Annotated in this window: 22 protein-coding genes; 11 read left to right on the top strand and 11 right to left on the bottom strand. The window is 58.0% G+C overall.

Features of this window, described 5'->3' with window-relative positions:
* Positions 1-192: 192 nt before the first annotated feature.
* A complete protein-coding gene (locus AC19YS_RS18905; RefSeq protein WP_106580537.1) occupies positions 193-504 on the top strand; it encodes a hypothetical protein in 312 nt (103 codons plus the stop codon).
* A 292-nt stretch (positions 505-796) separates the two neighbouring features.
* Positions 797-1,009 (top strand): cold-shock protein, encoded by a 213-nt coding sequence (locus tag AC19YS_RS18900; protein ID WP_003234260.1) that lies wholly within the window; start codon positions 797-799, stop codon positions 1,007-1,009.
* A 74-nt stretch (positions 1,010-1,083) separates the two neighbouring features.
* Here the strand turns inward: AC19YS_RS18900 and AC19YS_RS18895 are convergent, their stop codons facing one another.
* Together AC19YS_RS18895 and AC19YS_RS18890 are read right to left on the bottom strand one after the other, a co-directional pair.
* Positions 1,084-1,404 (bottom strand): I78 family peptidase inhibitor, encoded by a 321-nt coding sequence (locus AC19YS_RS18895; protein WP_106580536.1) that lies wholly within the window; start codon positions 1,402-1,404, stop codon positions 1,084-1,086.
* A 143-nt stretch (positions 1,405-1,547) separates the two neighbouring features.
* Entirely contained in the window at positions 1,548-1,853 is a 306-nt protein-coding gene (locus tag AC19YS_RS18890) for a hypothetical protein (RefSeq protein ID WP_106580535.1), read from the bottom strand.
* A gap of 161 nt (positions 1,854-2,014) precedes the next feature.
* On the opposite strand from AC19YS_RS18890, the gene AC19YS_RS18885 reads away from it, so the two are divergent.
* On the top strand, positions 2,015-2,227 hold the full coding sequence (locus AC19YS_RS18885; RefSeq protein ID WP_106580534.1) for a hypothetical protein: 213 nt from the start codon (positions 2,015-2,017) through the stop codon (positions 2,225-2,227).
* A gap of 33 nt (positions 2,228-2,260) precedes the next feature.
* On the opposite strand, the gene AC19YS_RS18880 is transcribed toward AC19YS_RS18885, so the two are convergent.
* Genes AC19YS_RS18880 through AC19YS_RS18850 form a run of 7 tightly spaced genes read right to left on the bottom strand, consistent with a single transcriptional unit; the run spans position 2,261 to position 9,228 of the window.
* On the bottom strand, positions 2,261-3,289 hold the full coding sequence (locus AC19YS_RS18880; RefSeq protein ID WP_106580533.1) for a nucleoside hydrolase: 1,029 nt from the start codon (positions 3,287-3,289) through the stop codon (positions 2,261-2,263).
* A 26-nt stretch (positions 3,290-3,315) separates the two neighbouring features.
* Positions 3,316-3,720 (bottom strand): D-ribose pyranase, encoded by a 405-nt coding sequence (rbsD, locus tag AC19YS_RS18875; protein WP_106580532.1) that lies wholly within the window; start codon positions 3,718-3,720, stop codon positions 3,316-3,318.
* Entirely contained in the window at positions 3,717-4,634 is a 918-nt protein-coding gene (gene rbsK / locus AC19YS_RS18870) for a ribokinase (protein ID WP_200625366.1), read from the bottom strand. The genes rbsD and rbsK overlap by 4 nt, the downstream gene beginning before the upstream one ends.
* Positions 4,635-4,657: 23 nt before the next feature.
* Complete coding sequence (locus AC19YS_RS18865; protein ID WP_200625367.1) at positions 4,658-5,680, bottom strand: LacI family DNA-binding transcriptional regulator; 1,023 nt, start codon at positions 5,678-5,680, stop codon at positions 4,658-4,660.
* Between the two features lie 3 nt (positions 5,681-5,683).
* Positions 5,684-6,661: an ABC transporter permease gene (locus AC19YS_RS18860; RefSeq protein ID WP_106580529.1), complete on the bottom strand. Its 978-nt coding sequence runs from the start codon at positions 6,659-6,661 to the stop codon at positions 5,684-5,686.
* A complete protein-coding gene (locus tag AC19YS_RS18855) occupies positions 6,658-8,211 on the bottom strand; it encodes a sugar ABC transporter ATP-binding protein (RefSeq protein WP_106580528.1) in 1,554 nt (517 codons plus the stop codon). Before AC19YS_RS18855 ends, AC19YS_RS18860 begins: the two co-directional genes overlap by 4 nt.
* A gap of 57 nt (positions 8,212-8,268) precedes the next feature.
* A complete protein-coding gene (locus tag AC19YS_RS18850; RefSeq protein WP_214247834.1) occupies positions 8,269-9,228 on the bottom strand; it encodes a sugar ABC transporter substrate-binding protein in 960 nt (319 codons plus the stop codon).
* A 494-nt stretch (positions 9,229-9,722) separates the two neighbouring features.
* Between AC19YS_RS18850 and AC19YS_RS18845 the strand changes: the two genes are divergently transcribed.
* From AC19YS_RS18845 to AC19YS_RS18835, 3 genes are all read left to right on the top strand, one after another.
* Positions 9,723-10,811 carry an asparaginase gene (locus AC19YS_RS18845; protein WP_106580526.1) on the top strand — a complete coding sequence of 363 codons (1,089 nt, stop codon included), beginning with the start codon at positions 9,723-9,725 and terminating at the stop codon, positions 10,809-10,811.
* Between the two features lie 156 nt (positions 10,812-10,967).
* Positions 10,968-11,219: a DUF1654 domain-containing protein gene (locus tag AC19YS_RS18840; protein WP_106580525.1), complete on the top strand. Its 252-nt coding sequence runs from the start codon at positions 10,968-10,970 to the stop codon at positions 11,217-11,219.
* A gap of 4 nt (positions 11,220-11,223) precedes the next feature.
* The gene (locus AC19YS_RS18835) at positions 11,224-11,913 is read left to right on the top strand and encodes an endonuclease (protein ID WP_200625369.1); all 690 of its coding nucleotides are present in this window, start codon (positions 11,224-11,226) and stop codon (positions 11,911-11,913) included.
* Positions 11,914-11,942: 29 nt separating this feature from the next.
* Here the strand turns inward: AC19YS_RS18835 and AC19YS_RS18830 are convergent, their stop codons facing one another.
* A complete protein-coding gene (locus AC19YS_RS18830) occupies positions 11,943-12,323 on the bottom strand; it encodes an SPOR domain-containing protein (RefSeq protein ID WP_200625370.1) in 381 nt (126 codons plus the stop codon).
* Positions 12,324-12,570: 247 nt separating this feature from the next.
* On the opposite strand from AC19YS_RS18830, the gene csrA reads away from it, so the two are divergent.
* The 3 genes from csrA to AC19YS_RS18815 all read left to right on the top strand — a co-directional run bounded on the left by csrA (position 12,571) and on the right by AC19YS_RS18815 (position 13,629).
* Positions 12,571-12,765 carry a carbon storage regulator CsrA gene (csrA, locus tag AC19YS_RS18825; protein WP_003192511.1) on the top strand — a complete coding sequence of 65 codons (195 nt, stop codon included), beginning with the start codon at positions 12,571-12,573 and terminating at the stop codon, positions 12,763-12,765.
* Positions 12,766-12,974: 209 nt separating this feature from the next.
* Positions 12,975-13,238, top strand: a complete 264-nt coding sequence (locus AC19YS_RS18820; protein ID WP_200625371.1) for a hypothetical protein — start codon at positions 12,975-12,977, stop codon at positions 13,236-13,238.
* A 94-nt stretch (positions 13,239-13,332) separates the two neighbouring features.
* Positions 13,333-13,629 (top strand): hypothetical protein, encoded by a 297-nt coding sequence (locus tag AC19YS_RS18815; protein WP_500602381.1) that lies wholly within the window; start codon positions 13,333-13,335, stop codon positions 13,627-13,629.
* A 36-nt stretch (positions 13,630-13,665) separates the two neighbouring features.
* On the opposite strand, the gene AC19YS_RS18810 is transcribed toward AC19YS_RS18815, so the two are convergent.
* Positions 13,666-14,343: an HAD family hydrolase gene (locus tag AC19YS_RS18810; RefSeq protein ID WP_106580520.1), complete on the bottom strand. Its 678-nt coding sequence runs from the start codon at positions 14,341-14,343 to the stop codon at positions 13,666-13,668.
* Between the two features lie 215 nt (positions 14,344-14,558).
* Between AC19YS_RS18810 and AC19YS_RS18805 the strand changes: the two genes are divergently transcribed.
* Positions 14,559-15,329 carry an alpha/beta fold hydrolase gene (locus AC19YS_RS18805; RefSeq protein ID WP_200625373.1) on the top strand — a complete coding sequence of 257 codons (771 nt, stop codon included), beginning with the start codon at positions 14,559-14,561 and terminating at the stop codon, positions 15,327-15,329.
* Between the two features lie 111 nt (positions 15,330-15,440).
* Complete coding sequence (locus AC19YS_RS18800) at positions 15,441-15,701, top strand: DUF2790 domain-containing protein (RefSeq protein WP_119742650.1); 261 nt, start codon at positions 15,441-15,443, stop codon at positions 15,699-15,701.
* Positions 15,702-15,720 lie beyond the last annotated feature (19 nt).

The raw sequence follows: 15,720 nt of genomic DNA, 5'->3' as shown, positions 1-15,720 counted from the left end.
GGCGGCAATTTGGCACGCCTGTAAATAGCCAGGCCGAGGATGCTAGCACAGATGAACGGTCATAGCGCTGGCGCCGCCTTTCTGAAAAGACAAATTCCAGGCTTTATAGGTGCAAAAGTGAACTTGAGCTGTACGCCATGCCTCAAACACACCGAGAATCGCTGTTCGTCCTCGACCCAAAGGAGCATCCACATGATGCGTTTCACCTCGACCCTCGCTCTCGCTGCTTCCCTGGCCTTCCTGTCGCTCGGCGCCCAGGCAGCCGCCCCATCGAACTGGCCAACCGGCGCTCGCGACAACTTCATCAAAGATTGCAGTTCGGCAGCCCAGCAAAGCGTGGACGCCAAAACTGCCAAAGACCATTGCGAATGTGGCGCTGACAAGATCAACGCCGAATTGAGCACCGCTGAGATCAAGGAGCTCATGACCAACCAGAACGCAGATCCGGCGCTTAAGAACAAAGCTGTCGCGGCTATTTCGTCCTGCAAAGTCGTGAAGAAATAATCAGAACGATCACTGATCAGACGGCCGTCGCGCTGAAAAAACAGCCCAAAAATTGCCATTTCGCACAAATTACGCAGCTTTTACGGCTTTTTTTAACAGCTGATATTTCGCACCAAAGCCCCGTAGATCGGGGCTTTCAGCCAGCCCAGGCAGTAAATGCAACGCTATTGATTAGCAAACAATGCCTTGGGGGGGCTCCCAAGTCGAACATTTCGACTATGATAGCCAAGTGTGCCCAGTTGGCCTGAGCAGCACAGCACTACTGAAAATATATGTTTCTTGGAGATACACCATGTCTAATCGCCAAACCGGCACCGTTAAATGGTTCAACGATGAAAAAGGCTTCGGCTTCATCACTCCTCAAGGTGGCGGTGACGACCTGTTCGTACACTTCAAAGCTATCGAAAGCGACGGTTTCAAAAGCCTGAAAGAAGGCCAAACCGTTTCCTTCGTGGCTGAGAAAGGCCAAAAGGGTATGCAAGCTGCACAGGTTCGCGGCGAGTAATTCTCCGCTGAGCTAAAAAAAACCCCGTCCATGTGACGGGGTTTTTTATGGGCGCTACAAAAGCCGCGAAGTTCTTAGCCGCAGTTGACTCGTGTGATCACCAGATTGTCATCGGTGTTCAGGTTCAGGCGGTCGGAACGGTATTCCAGGGTGATCATGTCATTAGGCTTGAGGATACGTGCGTTCTGCGCACCGGCACGTGTACGCGCCTGTTCCAGCAATTGGGGCGAGGCTTTCTGGCCGATCGCGAACTCGGCGGCCTTAGCCTCACAGCGGCTATGACCGGCATCGGCCACGGCGGCGTCTTTGGCTGGCTCAGAGGTACCCGGGGTGCTGCAACCCGCCAACGCGAATGCTGCCAACAAAGTACCGAATGATGCGAGCTTCCAAGGCATGAAGCCTCCTATGATAAAAATGGACAGAGATCGTGCGACAGCGATCCGGGGGATTGGTTTCAAGACGTGAATCGCCCGCGGGCAAGTCTGCCTGACTCAGGCCGAGCATTCGCTCGGTCAATCGTCACCAGATATGAATGTATTCAGTAGATGTCGATGTAGTCGAACGGTGGGTTCGGCCAATTCTGCTTGAGCGCGTTGAATATCTGCATGACCCAGACTTCATCACTGGCCGCCACGTTACCGACATAACCGGAGCCTTTGGCCCAGGTCTCAAGGCGAAACAGCAAGCCGGCGATATCAGTGCCGCCCACCACGCCTGACGAAATGTAGGCAATCCCGGCCTTGGTCACACGCAACTGGGTATGCTCGTCATCGCTGGCGCTGGCCAGCAACTGACGAACAGCTTCCAGCGTCAGGTTCTCGGGGTTGTTCAAATCGATCTGCACCTGGCGTTCCCCGGCAATTAAACAGAGGCACAGTGTCGCACAGCACATGACTCATGCCTAAGTAGCAGTGCCAAACGCTGCCCAAAAATGGTTAACTGCGCCGGTAAGAGCCGCGTTTTAGCGCACTGCCCAGTACTTCCAACTCCGCGAGCCCCCCCCCCATGACCACTGTTACCCTCCAAGCCGACATCAAAGCCAAGTGGCCCCAAGGACAAAGTTCCTACAGCCCCGGAAGCCCGGAGGAGTTGGCAATCATCGGAATCGACCTGCTGGTCAAGGAACTCGGCACTCGGGCTGCACAGGCCTTCATCGGTCAGGTATTCGAAAAATACCCGGCCGATCACATGGGCGCACACAACCCCGAGCGCGAATAAGAACCGGCCGGCGAACGCCGACCGGCCTACACATTACTTCAGACGCGCCAGACGCTCGGTCAGCAGATCGAAGAAGCCCTGAGCATCGCCGTTCTCGACCCAAAAGGCATTTTTCGGCTGCTTCAGGCCGTCGTACCAATCGACGATGGTCTGGCCGAAGGTCGGGCCTTCACGGCTGTCTACCACCACATTGACTTCACGGCCGCTGAACAGCTCAGGTTTGAGCAGGTAGGCAATAACGGTAGCATCGTGAACCGGGCCGCCTGGAATGCCGTAGTGCTCCATATCGCCTTTGACGTATTCATTCAGAATATCGCCGACAACCTTGCTCGCGTTGTTGTTGATATCGGCGATTTGCTTGAGGCGCGCCTCACTGGTCAACACCTTGTGGGTTACGTCCAGTGGCAGGTAAGTCAACTTGACGCCGCTTTTGAGCACCACCTCAGCCGCAATAGGGTCGGCAAACAGGTTGAATTCGGCCACCGGCGTGATATTGCCGCCATTGAAATGTGCACCGCCCATCACCACCACTTCCTTGATGCCTTGGGTGATTTCCGGAGCCTGGGTCAACGCCAGCGCCAGGTTGGTCTGAGGGCCGAGCATGGCGATGGTAATGCTGTGGGGCTTGGCGGTGCTCAGGGTCTTGATCAGGTAATCAACGGCATTGCCTTCGGCCAGGCCTTTTTTCGGCTCGTGCACGGTGACGCCCGAAATACCCTCTTTACCGTGAATATTCTCGGCGTAGATCGGTGTGCGCAGCATCGGTTTTGGCGCCCCTGCGTACACCGGGATATCCTCGCGCCCTGCCCATTCGCGGGCCAGGCGCGCATTGCGAGAGGTTTTGTCGAGGCGCACGTTACCGGCGACGGTGGTCAGCGCACGAATATTCAATTCCTGTGGAGAGGCCATTGCAAACAGCAAGGCCACTACATCATCAGCACCCGGGTCGGTATCGATGATCAGGTCGATTTTTTCCGCCGCGTGGGCGCTGGCTGCTGTGAGCGCGGACAAAAGCAGGACACTCCGAAACAGGTTTTTCAGGGATGGAAGACCACGTTGCATGAAACACTCCTTGTCGTAGGAAAACTCTAGAAGGTTACGCCGGAGACCAGCGCGATATTGCAATAAGGCTGGCACTCGCCGGTGCGCACGACGGCGCGAGCCTTGCGGCTCAGTTGCTTGAACTCTTCGTGGCTGACCAGGCGTCGTTCGCCCAGGGCTGCCTGCTCGGTCAGCGTGTTGAGTTCTGTGAGTGCAGGCGGTTGCTTGAGCAGGATTTCTTCGGCCAGCACGTGGCTTTCCACCTGCATCTCGCTGAGCACAATGCGCAGGGTGCTGATGAAGTCAGGAATGCCTTGGGTCAGCGCCAGGTCGATCAGCTCGACACCCGGCGGCACGGGCAAGCCGGCATCGCCGATCACCAGAACGTCACCGTGACCGAGAGACGCAATCACACGCGACAGGGCAATATTGAGCAGCGGTGTCTTTTTCATGAGGGCACAGAACCTTGAACGTCATGCAGCTTGGGAATAGAGGGTTGCGCACCGGCGCGAGTCACAGACAGTGCTGCGGCCACCTGACCAAAGCGGATGGCCTCGGCTTCGCTCTTGCCATTGGCAAGCGCGGCGGCAAACCCACCGACAAAGGTGTCGCCCGCCGCCGTGGTGTCCACCGCCTTGACCTTGGGCGCCACCAGATGCTCAAAGCCGTGGCCATCGGCAAACAATGCGCCCTGGGCACCGAGGGTGATGATGACCTTGCCCGCGCCTGCCTTGATCAACTGCGTCGCAGCCACTTTGGCACTCTCAAGAGAGTCGACCGTCACGCCGCTTAAGGCGGCGGCTTCACTTTCATTGGGAATCAGGTAGTCAATCGAGGCGTACCATTCGGCCGGCAAAGGGCCGCTGGCGGGTGCCGGATTGAGGATCACCGTCTTGCCCAGTTCACGTCCGCGCTTGAGCGCCTGACCCACCGTGTCCATCGGCGATTCCAGCTGGCAGACGATGACGTCGGCGGCCTGCAACACTGCGTCAGCCTGTTGTAACGAGGCTGGCGTCAGCGCGCCGTTGCCGCCGGCCACGATTACAATTGCGTTCTGACTACTGTCATCCACCACAATCAAGGCCACGCCGCTGGAGCCGTCTACCGTGCTTACGGCCTGGCAATCAATGCCTTCCACCACCAGCGCATCACGCAATTGGGCGCCGTAGGCATCAGTGCCAACACAGCCAATCATCGCCACATCAGCGCCCAGACGCGCAGCAGCCACCGCCTGGTTGGCGCCCTTGCCGCCGGGGACGGTAGAGAACGTTTGGCCGATCAGGGTTTCACCGGCACGCGGCAACCGACTGGCGCGGGTGACCAAGTCCATGTTCAAGCTGCCTATTACCACTACTTTTGCTGGCATACATCAGTACTCATCAATTCGGTTCAGCGGTATTGGGCGAACACACCGGCGACCGGTGCGGTTGACTCACGCAAAACAATACTCGGCGTCACGATACGTTGATCGATCGGCAGTTGGGGGGTTGCAATTCTTCGCAGCAAAAGCTCGGCCGCCGTTTCGCCCAGTTGCACGATCGACTGCCCGACCGTGGTCAGCGCCGGATATACGTAACGGCCCATTTGAATGTCATCGAAACCAATCACCGACAAATCGCCGGGCACGCGAATATTGCGCTCTGCCGCAGCACGCAACACGCCAAAACCGATCATATCGTTACTGGCGAAGATCGCGCTCGGTGGATTGTCCGCCAGCAACTGCACGGCTGCGGCATACCCGCCGGTGCTGGTGAAGTCGCTCTCTTGAGTGCGATTGACCGCCACTTGCACACCCGCCTCACGCAGCGCCCGTTGATACCCCGCCAGACGCATTTGCGCCACGCGGGTGTGGCCGGGGCCGCCAATGCAGGCGATGTCGCGATGACCCAGTTCAAGCAAGTGCCGGGTCGCCAGGTAGGCGCCCTCCTCGTGGTCGATGCGCACCAGATCGACATCGATACCATCCAGCGCACGGTCGACGATCACCATAGGCGTGCGCACCGCGCTCAAGCCAGCGGCGAGGCCACTGTCGTCGCCTCCCACCGAGGTCACGATCAAGCCGTCGACGCGCTTTTCGAGCAACACGCGCAAGTAGCTGCGCTGTTTTTCAGCGTTGTCGTCGGAGTTACAGAGGATCACGCAGTAACCATTACGCTCGCAGTAATCCTCGATCCCGCGGGCCAACTCGGCAAAATAAGGGTTGAGGCTGTTCGGCACCAATAGGCCGATGGTGGCGGTGGTCTTGGCCTTAAGCGATCGCGCGACCGCACTGGGCACATAGTCGAGCTGCTTGATCGCCGCTTCGACCTTGATCCGCACAGGCTCACTCACCGGCCGCGTCTTGTTCACCACGTGTGACACAGTGGTGTAGGAAATACCCGCAAGCGCTGCCACATCCTTGATCGTTGCCATGGCTCAGCCTCGCCGACTGGCGCGCTGGCTGCGGTAAGTGTCGAGGACCACGGCAATCACGATCACCGCACCGGTGATGATGCGTTTGGTGGGCTCCGTAGCGCCGATCTGCGCGAGGCCTGCGGCCAGTACCGAAATGATCAACACACCGAAAAAGGTGCTGATAACCGAACCGCGCCCGCCCATCAAACTGGTGCCGCCGATCACCACAGCGGCGATCACCTGCAGCTCCAGGCCGGAGCCGGCATTCGGGTCCGCCGCTTCCAGGCGCGAAATCTGGAACAGTGCCGCCACACCGGCCAACAGCCCCATCAGGCTGAACACCAGGATTTTGTAGGGTTTGGGATTGATCCCGGCCAGGCGCACGGCCTCTTCGTTGGTGCCGATGCCGATCAGGTAGCGACCAAATACCGTGCGCGTCAACACCAACTGAGCGGCAATGATCACCAGTAAGGCAATGATGAACGACGGCGAAATCCCGAAGGCAACCGGGTTCGACAGCCAGGCAAACGAATCACCGATATAGGCGGTACGCGAGCCGGTCATTTGGTACGCCACACCACGCGCCATCTCCAGCACACCGAGGGACACAATAAACGATGGGATTCGCCAGGCCACGGTGATCGAGCCGGTGATGGTGCCAGCCACTGCCGCACAGCCCATGCCCAGCAACGCTGCCGGGAGCACGCTCCAGCCCCAGCCGAGAATCGCCACGCTGACCGCCGACGCGGCCAATGCCAGCACCGAGCCAACCGACAGGTCGATGCCACCGATAATCAGGATGAAGGTCATGCCCACCGCCAGTACCATCAAGTCCGGTATCTGGTTGGCCAGGGTGCTGAAGGTGTCGTAGGACAGGAAGTGATCGCTCAACACTGAGAACAGCGCAATCATCGCCAGCAAGGCACCGGCCAGGCCCAGGTAAGTGCCCAGGCCGTAGAAGTTGCCGCCGGTTTTACCCGGGGAATGTGTGGTTTTCATGGGGTATCCCTAAGCACTGCGTCGTTGAGCAGCGCGTCACGTTTTTGATAGCCGGCAAAGGCGGCGGCGAGCAATTCGTCCTGGGTCCAGCTGTCGCGCTCGAAGGTTTCGATCAGGCGCCCGGCGGACAGCACACCGATGCGGTCACAGATCAGCATCAGCTCCCGCAGGTCGCTGGACACCACCACCAGCGCTTTGCCCTGGCGCGTCAATTCGCCGAGCAAGGCATAAATGTCGAACTTGGCACCGACGTCGATGCCTCGGGTCGGCTCATCGAACAGCATCACCGCGCAATCGCGCTCCAGCCAACGGCCGATCACGACTTTCTGCTGGTTACCGCCCGACAGCTCGGACACCAACTGCGCCGGACTGGAGCTGCGGATGCGCATGGCGTCGATCTGGCGCTTGGCCAAGGCGGTTTCATCGCGGCTGTTCACCACGCCACCGCCGGAAATTTCCGGCATGTTGCCCAAGGCAATGTTGGCGCTGATCGACTGGGTCAACAGCAGGCCTTCACCCTTGCGGTCTTCGGTGATCAGGGCAATGCCATGGCCGACCGCATCTACCGGGGAGCGAATGCTCACCACGTTGGCCGGCGAGCCCAGAGCGACGGTGCCGCTGTCCGCCAGGTCCGCGCCGAAGATCAGGCGCAGCAGCTCAGTGCGGCCGGCGCCGATCAGGCCGGAGATGCCATAGATCTCACCGGCGCGCACTTCAAAAGACACATCACGCACCTTGTCCGAGCGGGTCAGCCCTTTCACGGTCAAGGCCGGGCCGCCGATAGTGCGCGGGCCCAGGTCAATTTTTTCACCCAGCTCGCGACCGACCATCAGGGTGACCAGTTGCTCACTGTTGTAGTTGGCCATCGGCTCGACGCAGACCAGTTTGCCGTCGCGCAATACCGCAATACGCTGGGCAACACGGGCCAGCTCTTCGAGCCGGTGTGAAATATAAATGATCGCCACGCCCCGAGCCTGCAGGCGGGTGATTTGTTCAAAGAGCATTTCGACTTCACGCGCGGTCAGCATCGCCGTGGGTTCATCGAGGATCAGTACGTGGCAGTCGCCGATCAGGTTGCGGGCGATTTCGACCATCTGTTGATGGCCAATGCCCAAGGTGCCAACCAAGGTATCCGGGTCGATCGCATCCAGGCCGACCTGAGCCATGGCTTCGATCGCGGCTTTGCGCAGCTGTTTGCGGCTGATCCATCCACACTTGCTGGGCAGGTTATCCAGGAACAGGTTTTCGGCCACGGTCAGTGTGGGCAGCAGGTTGAGCTCCTGCATGACCATGCGCACGCCCAGCTCTTCAGCCTGGGTGCGGCTGCCGGGACGGTAGTCCTGACCATTGAACTGCATGTGCCCGGTGGTCGGCGTGACCAGCCCGCCGATAATTTTCGACAGGGTACTTTTACCCGCGCCGTTCTCACCGGTCAGCGCCAGCACTTCCCCGCGGTTGAGCGTCAGGGTGATGTCGGACAGAACCGGTTGGGCATAGGTCTTGCCGATACCGCTGACCGAGAGGACAGCGTTCGGGGCGGAAGATGACATAGGAAAATCTCCAGGCGCCCACTCAGGACGAGCGGGCGCTGTTGGGTGCTGCCAGGATTACTTCTTGAGGACGAGTTCGACCGGGGTTTCGATCACGCCGTCTTTGGCATCGACTTTCTCACCCTTGACCAGCTTGAGCGCGTTCTGGATACCGAACACGGCTTGCTGGGCGGCAGCCTGGTCAGCGGTCGCGAGCACACGGCCATCTTGCAGCATTGGTTTGATGGCTTCGATGTTGTCGTAGCCTACGACCAGCACTTTGCCGGCTTTGCCCGCAGCGCGTACGGCAGAGACAGCGCCCAAGGCCATGTTGTCGTTACCCGCCAACAGTGCCTTGAGGTCCGGGTATTCGCTCAACATGGCGGAGGCGACTTTCTGACCCTGGTCGATTTCCCAGTTGCCCGACTGAGTAGAGACGATCTTCATGCCGGCAGCGTCCATCGCGTCCTTGTAGCCTGCGGTGCGCTGCTGCGCGTTGGTGGTGGTCGGGACACCTTCGATGATGCCGACCTTGTCACCCGCGGCCAGTTGCTTGGCCAGGTAGTCACCAACCAGCTTGGAGCCTTTACGGTTATCCGGGCCTACGAAAGGAATATCGAGGTTTTTGCTTTTCAATACATCCGGATCAAGGCGGTTGTCGATGTTGACGACCTTGATGCCCGCATCGGAAGCTTTCTTCAACACGGTGACCAACGCCTTGGAGTCAGCCGGGGCGATTACGATGGCGTTGACTTTGGCGAGAATCATTTGGTTGACGATATCGATCTGCGCGCTGGTATCGGTTTCGTTCTTGATACCGTTGGTGATCATGTCGAAGTCGGCAGCATGGTCTTTCTGATAGGACTTGGCGCCATCCTGCATGGTGACGAAGAATTCATTGGCGAGGGATTTCATCACCAGGCCGACCTTGGGTTTGGTGGCGGCGTCGTCAGCAAAGGCAGAGGAAAGAGGTAGCGCAGCGGATGCAGCGGCAAGCACAGCGACAGCAAGAAGACGTCCAGCAAATGGCAGCTTCATGGGTTCACTCCGATCTTATGATTATTGTGAGCAACGCTTGCACGGCAGACCGTCTCGCAAACGTTTGCGTTAGCCAAACTATGAGAACCTTGTCGAGATTTGTCAACGGGTGAAAAACGCCTTTCATCCAAGCCCACTGCTACCTGCCATTACGCTATTGGATGGATGCGATTAAACATCGCCCTCGCCCGTCCGTTCTCTAAAACGACAGCCTGTGACTCTAATGTCATACGCAACCCGTCGATAAACCCTCCTGGCTTTCGGACAACCGAACACGGTACTGCCTTCCCGTTCGGAAAGCCGGACGAACGAGCTTTCACGTCATCTGAAATATCTATGAATACTGTTTTAAATCAATGCCTTAATTTATAAAAACGAACACAATCAGCTTGGTACAAATCCTGCTCTTTCCTGGCACCTCGCGGCGTTCAGAACCGCCCGGGTGTTCTAGATGAACCTGCGACCGCACTCATCAAAAACCAGAGAGAAAAATAATGAAATCTGCACTGAAGTCTTTTGTTCCGGGCGCACTCGCCCTTCTGCTGCTGTTCCCCGTTGCCGCTCAGGCAAAGGAAGTTGAAACCAAGACCAAACTGTCCAATGTGGTGATTCTTGCCACCGGCGGCACTATTGCCGGCGCTGGCGCCAGCGCTGCCAACAGCGCCACTTATCAGGCGGCCAAGGTGGGCATCGAGCAATTGATCGCTGGTGTTCCTGAGCTTAGCCAGATTGCCAATGTGCGCGGCGAGCAAGTGATGCAAATTGCGTCCGAAAGCATCAACAATGAAAACCTGCTGCAACTGGGTCGCCGTGTTGCCGAACTGGCCGACAGCAAGGACGTCGACGGCATCGTGATTACGCACGGTACCGACACCCTCGAAGAAACCGCCTACTTCCTGAACCTGGTGGAAAAAACCGACAAGCCAATCGTGGTGGTCGGCTCGATGCGTCCGGGCACCGCCATGTCGGCGGACGGCATGCTCAACCTGTACAACGCCGTCGCCGTCGCCGGCAGCAAGGATGCACGCGGCAAGGGCGTGCTGGTCACCATGAACGATGAGATTCAGTCGGGTCGTGACGTCAGCAAGATGATCAATATCAAGACCGAAGCGTTCAAGAGCCCATGGGGCCCGTTGGGCATGGTGGTTGAAGGCAAATCCTACTGGTTCCGCCTGCCGGCCAAGCGCCACACACTGGATTCTGAATTCGATATCAAGACCATCAAAAGCCTGCCGGACGTTGAAATCGCTTATGGCTACGGCAATGTGAGCGACACCGCCGTCAAGGCCCTGGCTCAGGCTGGCGCCAAAGCCATCATCCATGCCGGCACTGGCAATGGTTCGGTGTCTTCCAAGGTCGTCCCTGCCCTGCAGGAGCTGCGCAAACAAGGCGTACAAATCATTCGCTCGTCCCACGTGAATGCTGGTGGTTTCGTGCTGCGTAACGCCGAACAGCCTGACGACAAGTACGACTGGGTGGTTGCCCATGACCTGAACCCGCAGAAAGCGCGGATCCTGGCAATGGTTGCGTTGACCAAGACCCAGGACAGCAAAGAGCTGCAACGGATGTTCTGGGAATATTGATATCTGGTAACACTGTGGAGGCGGGTTTACTCGCCTCCACTTTCCCTTGAGACTTCCCCGCTACAACTTCCCCGCGAATGTCCTGAGTTTTAAGCAGTTGCGAAATTCCTTATAGTTAAATACTGTATGCACATACAGCAAACTAAGGAATGCTCCGTGGCAAAGTCTTCTTCCGCAGCCCCAACTCCGCCTGATGCTTACGCACGCTTGGCCGTTCGCGTGCAAAAAATCATCAATTCGACCAATGCCCAGAAAGCCAAGGCAGCCTTGATCTTCCGTTTACCGGAAGAGCCGGAAGATGAATGGGCGCGCTTGCTGGAAGAAATTGCTGAGAACGACAACGTCACCCTCGCTTATCGGGACGACGGTGGCGTGCAGATTTTCTGGGTTGTGCCGAAGGAAGATTGATTCAATGAGTGTTCGCTTTACTGCTTTGTTTTGTCTGTTTTTTGCCGTTACCGCCAACGCCCAGGCGCCTCGTACCTTCAGCGAGGCCAAGAAAGTCGCCTGGAAGCTCTATGCCCCACAATCCACAGAGTTTTACTGCGGCTGTAAATACACCGGCAACCGGGTGGATTTGAAAGCCTGCGGGTACATCCCACGCAAAAATGCCAACCGTGCCGCACGCATCGAGTGGGAGCATATCGTTCCAGCCTGGCAGATCGGACATCAGCGCCAATGCTGGCAGAACGGTGGACGCAAGAACTGTACGCGCCGCGATGATGTGTTCAAGCGTGCAGAGGCCGACTTGCACAACCTGGTGCCGAGCATCGGGGAGGTCAATGGTGACCGCAATAACTTCAGTTTCGGTTGGTTGCCGGTGCAAACCGGACAGTACGGTTCCTGTTTGACCCAAGTGGACTTCAAGGCAAAAAAGGTCATGCCACGCCCGTCCATTCGCGGAATGATTGCCCGGACCTACTTTTACATGAGCAAACAATATGGCTTGCGCCTGTCGAAACAGGACCGCCAACTGTATGAAGCCTGGAACAAGACTTACCCGGTACAAACCTGGGAACGCCAGCGCAACCAGACCGTGGCCTGCGTGATGGGTCGGGGCAACGAATTTGTCGGCCCGGTTAACCTCAAAGCCTGTGGTTGAAGGCGGGAGAGGCTCCCGCCCGCTTTTGGTTACTGCGCAACCTTGTGTTCAATTACCTGCGACTCGGTGTCATTTTTCTTGGCGCGCGCCAGTTTTTCGGTCAGCTGCGCTTGCTTGGCTTCGGCTTCGGCCTTACTGGCGAACGGCCCCAGCAAGACATCGTCCTTGCCGTCTGTTTTAACGATATAAAAGCTAAACCCATGTTCCAGCAACCAGGCGGTCAAGTCAGTGATTGCCTGGAGCTTATGGTCCGGCGGGCCAACCCGCACGTCCCACTCCTGAGCGGCAATCGCGCCGGTATCTGGCTGGCTTTCAGTCACGGCAGGCTTGGCCTTGGGCGCTTCGACAGGTTTGCCTTCACCGCAACCGGCCAATGCCAACACCGCAATTGCCATCGCTACTTTACGCACTGCCCTGCTCCTTTGAGGATAAAGAGGCAACTTTATCATTCACTGTCTATTCTGGCCGTCATAAACGTTGGCTTAAACAATGCGAATGATGTATCGCAGACCTGTATGATGCCGCCATGGGAATTAATGTCGCCTCTATGCGTCCTAAAAGAGGCAGTCACAGGGAAGCGCTTAGCAGTAAGCTACACACATCCGACATCTGCCCTGTCTGAAACATGTGTCCTTAAAAGTAATCAAGGAGAAGTCCATGCTTATACTCACCCGCAAAGTCGGTGAAAGCATAAACATCGGTGATGACATCACGATCACCATTCTGGGCGTCAGCGGCCAGCAAGTACGAATCGGCATCAACGCACCCAAGGACGTTGCCGTGCATCGCGAGGAGATTTACCAGCGCATCCAGGCTGGCCTGACGGCTCCGGACAAAAACCAGACTCCTTGACGCACTCTCAGTAGCCAGCCCTTTCGTTCACTGTAACGGCTGGCGAAGACCCTTCAAGCCTGCTCGCCTCTCTTGCGTGAACAGCTCGCTTTGCGCCTCGCGCTTCGCCCCAAGATGAAACTGTCTTGACGACTGGAACTTGTTGCGTAATCCACAGCCGAATCTTCTGACTATTATCCTGCCGTCCGAGTGCATTCAGGAGCACGTCGATGAGGCCTGCCGCCCCCAAGCCCCTAGTTTCCAAGTCCTGGTGGATCGTCCTGCTGATAGGGCTGGTCTTCGTGACGGTGGGTTATGGCCTGAGATACGAAATTGAAAGTACCAGCGCCTCCAGTGGCAGCTCTTGGCCGGATCTGGCGCTGTTTCTCTGCGCTTACCTGTTTGCCTTCTGCCTCAAGCCTATTCAGAAGGCGATTCTGCGCAAGTTATGCCAACGCGCGGCCCAACGAACGCACCACAAAACTGCACGATGAAGCCTCCTTGCGGGCAATCAGATCACCGGTATTTACAGTGTCGCGGCAAGACCTATGCTTGGGCTTGCAAGGTCAGTATTAAGGGCTGAAACAGATGGATACCCTGAGTAAATCCGAAATCGAAACTGCGCTGGCGGCCCGCCTGCCCAGTTACACAATCGCCTGCACACTGCACGCTGACGGCACATTGTCGGCTGTTCTCAGCGGCCCTGAAACTGACCACTTTGCAATCACCGGCATCGTCCGCGCGCACTATCGCGGCGCAGAAGCGATAGCCCGGCTGGCGAACGAAATCCTCAGGGAAATGGTGATGTCCCGGCAGGGCCTTCGCAGCAGCCGACTGCACGCCCTACCGGAAAACAGCGTAAGGCCGAACACACCTGACAGCTGATAAAACCTTGGCCATAACGCGGTTGGCTTTCGCGTATCAAGCCACGGCGATCGATAAACGCAACAAACCATCGTCGTTACGATGCACGCGCACCTGCTCATACCCCTCAATCGACGTATGTACCGTGGCCATCGGCTGCAAGTGCGTCGAAGTCACGACTACCACGTCAGCCCCCGCCGCCTCCGCGGCGCGAATCCCCACCGTCGCATCCTCGAACACCAGGCAGTCCTGCACCGGTACGCCCAGACGCTGCGCACCCAGCACATAACAAGCTGGATCCGGCTTGCCGCTGGCGACATCCTCAGCCGTCACCAGCACTGCCGGCGGCGCAATGCCCGCCGCTTGCAGGCGTCGCATCGCCAACTCCCTGGGTGCAGACGTGACCAGCGCCCACTGATCGCCGGGCAAACTGTTCAGAAACTCGACCGCGCCCGGAATCGCGACGACACCCTCGACATCGTTGATTTCCGCCTCGGTTATCCACTGCGCTTCAACTTCAGCGTCCACGCCTGGCAATGCCTGCCGGGTAATCGTATCAATGGCTCGTGCACCGTGAATGGTGCTCAGAAAGGCCGCCACGTCCAGGCCGTGGCGTTCAGCCCAGATACTCCACACCCGTTCGGCGGCGGCGATGGAGTTGAGCAAGGTACCGTCCATGTCGAATAAAAAGGCGCGGTAACGCTGGGTAAAGGCGGCTGGACCTTGAATAGACACTGTGGGATTTCCTTTTTATCGGTAACAAATGCTGACCCCGATGCAATCTACGGATCACGTTAACACTTGTAAACGCTGCGGAGCACTGCCCTCCCCCTTTGCATTACAAGCTTGTAATGAAGCTGTAAGTCTTGTCAGCACCCTCACTTCATACAGTGGAGTCGTCAGTCACCCACACCGGGTGACACACCTGCACACTGATGAAGGGCCGCACGATGAAACCTGCAAGCACACTCTGCCTGATCGCCGCCAGCTTGTTGATGCTGGGCACCGCTACCGCCATGGCCGGCACCGTCGCACCGATCAAAGCCAACAACGTGGTCCTGGTACACGGCTCCTGGGCGGACGGCTCGAGCTGGTCCGAGGTGATCACCCGCCTTCAGGCCGCCGGCCTGCATGTCACCGCCGTACAGAACCCGCTGACCTCGGTGGCCGATGACGTCGCCGCCACCAACCGCGTACTCGATCAACAGGACGGTCCTACCGTACTGGTCGGCCATTCCTACGCCGGCACCGTGGTCAGCGACGCCGGCGCGAACCCGAAGGTCAGCTCCCTGGTGTATGTGGCAGCCCGCGCGCCGGACGCCAATGAAGACTTCGTCGCGCTCTCTGCCAAATACCCAAGCATGCCGGTGCGAGCCGGCGTTGAAGAGCACGACGGTTACCTGACCCTGAACCAGGACGCTTTCCTTAAGTATTTCGCCGCCGACGTGCCCCGCACCAAGGCACTGGAGCTGTATGCCGTACAACAACCGATCACCAAAACGCTGTTCAGTGGTCGCACCGTGAATGCCGCCTGGCACACCAAACCGTCATGGTACGCCGTGTCGAGCAATGACCAGACCATCAACCCGGATCTGGAGCGCTTCCTCGCCAAGCGCATGAACGCCACCACCATCGAGCTGCCTTCGAGCCACTTGTCGCTGGTGTCCCACGCCAAGGAAATCACTGACCTGATCCTCGAAGCGTCCGGTCGCCAGCCTTGAATCCGTTGATTACGAACTTGTCATGATCCTGTTGGTTGGCTGTTTGGGGCGCCTGGTTACTGTGAACTCACTGCCAATCCCGGCAGCCGACCCTTTAAGAGAACTACTGCCATGAAACTGTTTATTCTGGGCTTCGCCGCACTGCTTGCCACCGGTTCTGCATTTGCTGCCGACGCCCCTTCCGCCCCCAACGTGATCCACGACAAGACCGGCTTCTTCGTGCACCTGGACGTCGACAAAGTGCTGTCGAGCACCGACACCTACGGGCAGTGCGGCATCGTCCCCGCTCGCCTCGATTACCTCGACCACCAGGGTCGCGAACATGTGCTGGACTACCAAGTACAGGGCATCGGTTGCGCCAGTGACAATTGATCGGGCTACACTTGCGCCA

It is taken from the genome of Pseudomonas sp. MF08831 (genome assembly GCF_059862645.1).
This window is presented reverse-complemented; position numbering and strand designations above follow the sequence as displayed.

Coding starts and splice junctions, on each gene's coding strand:
- AC19YS_RS18845 (WP_106580526.1), top strand. CDS start 9,723: ATGAAATCTGCACTGAAGTCTTTTGTTCCGGGCGCACTCGCCCTTCTG.
- AC19YS_RS18860 (WP_106580529.1), bottom strand. CDS start 6,661: ATGAAAACCACACATTCCCCGGGTAAAACCGGCGGCAACTTCTACGGC.
- AC19YS_RS18850 (WP_214247834.1), bottom strand. CDS start 9,228: ATGAAGCTGCCATTTGCTGGACGTCTTCTTGCTGTCGCTGTGCTTGCC.
- rbsK (WP_200625366.1), bottom strand. CDS start 4,634: ATGCCAGCAAAAGTAGTGGTAATAGGCAGCTTGAACATGGACTTGGTC.
- AC19YS_RS18900 (WP_003234260.1), top strand. CDS start 797: ATGTCTAATCGCCAAACCGGCACCGTTAAATGGTTCAACGATGAAAAA.
- AC19YS_RS18895 (WP_106580536.1), bottom strand. CDS start 1,404: ATGCCTTGGAAGCTCGCATCATTCGGTACTTTGTTGGCAGCATTCGCG.
- csrA (WP_003192511.1), top strand. CDS start 12,571: ATGCTTATACTCACCCGCAAAGTCGGTGAAAGCATAAACATCGGTGAT.
- AC19YS_RS18865 (WP_200625367.1), bottom strand. CDS start 5,680: ATGGCAACGATCAAGGATGTGGCAGCGCTTGCGGGTATTTCCTACACC.
- AC19YS_RS18885 (WP_106580534.1), top strand. CDS start 2,015: ATGACCACTGTTACCCTCCAAGCCGACATCAAAGCCAAGTGGCCCCAA.
- AC19YS_RS18815 (WP_500602381.1), top strand. CDS start 13,333: ATGGATACCCTGAGTAAATCCGAAATCGAAACTGCGCTGGCGGCCCGC.
- AC19YS_RS18800 (WP_119742650.1), top strand. CDS start 15,441: ATGAAACTGTTTATTCTGGGCTTCGCCGCACTGCTTGCCACCGGTTCT.
- rbsD (WP_106580532.1), bottom strand. CDS start 3,720: ATGAAAAAGACACCGCTGCTCAATATTGCCCTGTCGCGTGTGATTGCG.
- AC19YS_RS18805 (WP_200625373.1), top strand. CDS start 14,559: ATGAAACCTGCAAGCACACTCTGCCTGATCGCCGCCAGCTTGTTGATG.
- AC19YS_RS18905 (WP_106580537.1), top strand. CDS start 193: ATGATGCGTTTCACCTCGACCCTCGCTCTCGCTGCTTCCCTGGCCTTC.
- AC19YS_RS18855 (WP_106580528.1), bottom strand. CDS start 8,211: ATGTCATCTTCCGCCCCGAACGCTGTCCTCTCGGTCAGCGGTATCGGC.
- AC19YS_RS18880 (WP_106580533.1), bottom strand. CDS start 3,289: ATGCAACGTGGTCTTCCATCCCTGAAAAACCTGTTTCGGAGTGTCCTG.
- AC19YS_RS18820 (WP_200625371.1), top strand. CDS start 12,975: ATGAGGCCTGCCGCCCCCAAGCCCCTAGTTTCCAAGTCCTGGTGGATC.
- AC19YS_RS18835 (WP_200625369.1), top strand. CDS start 11,224: ATGAGTGTTCGCTTTACTGCTTTGTTTTGTCTGTTTTTTGCCGTTACC.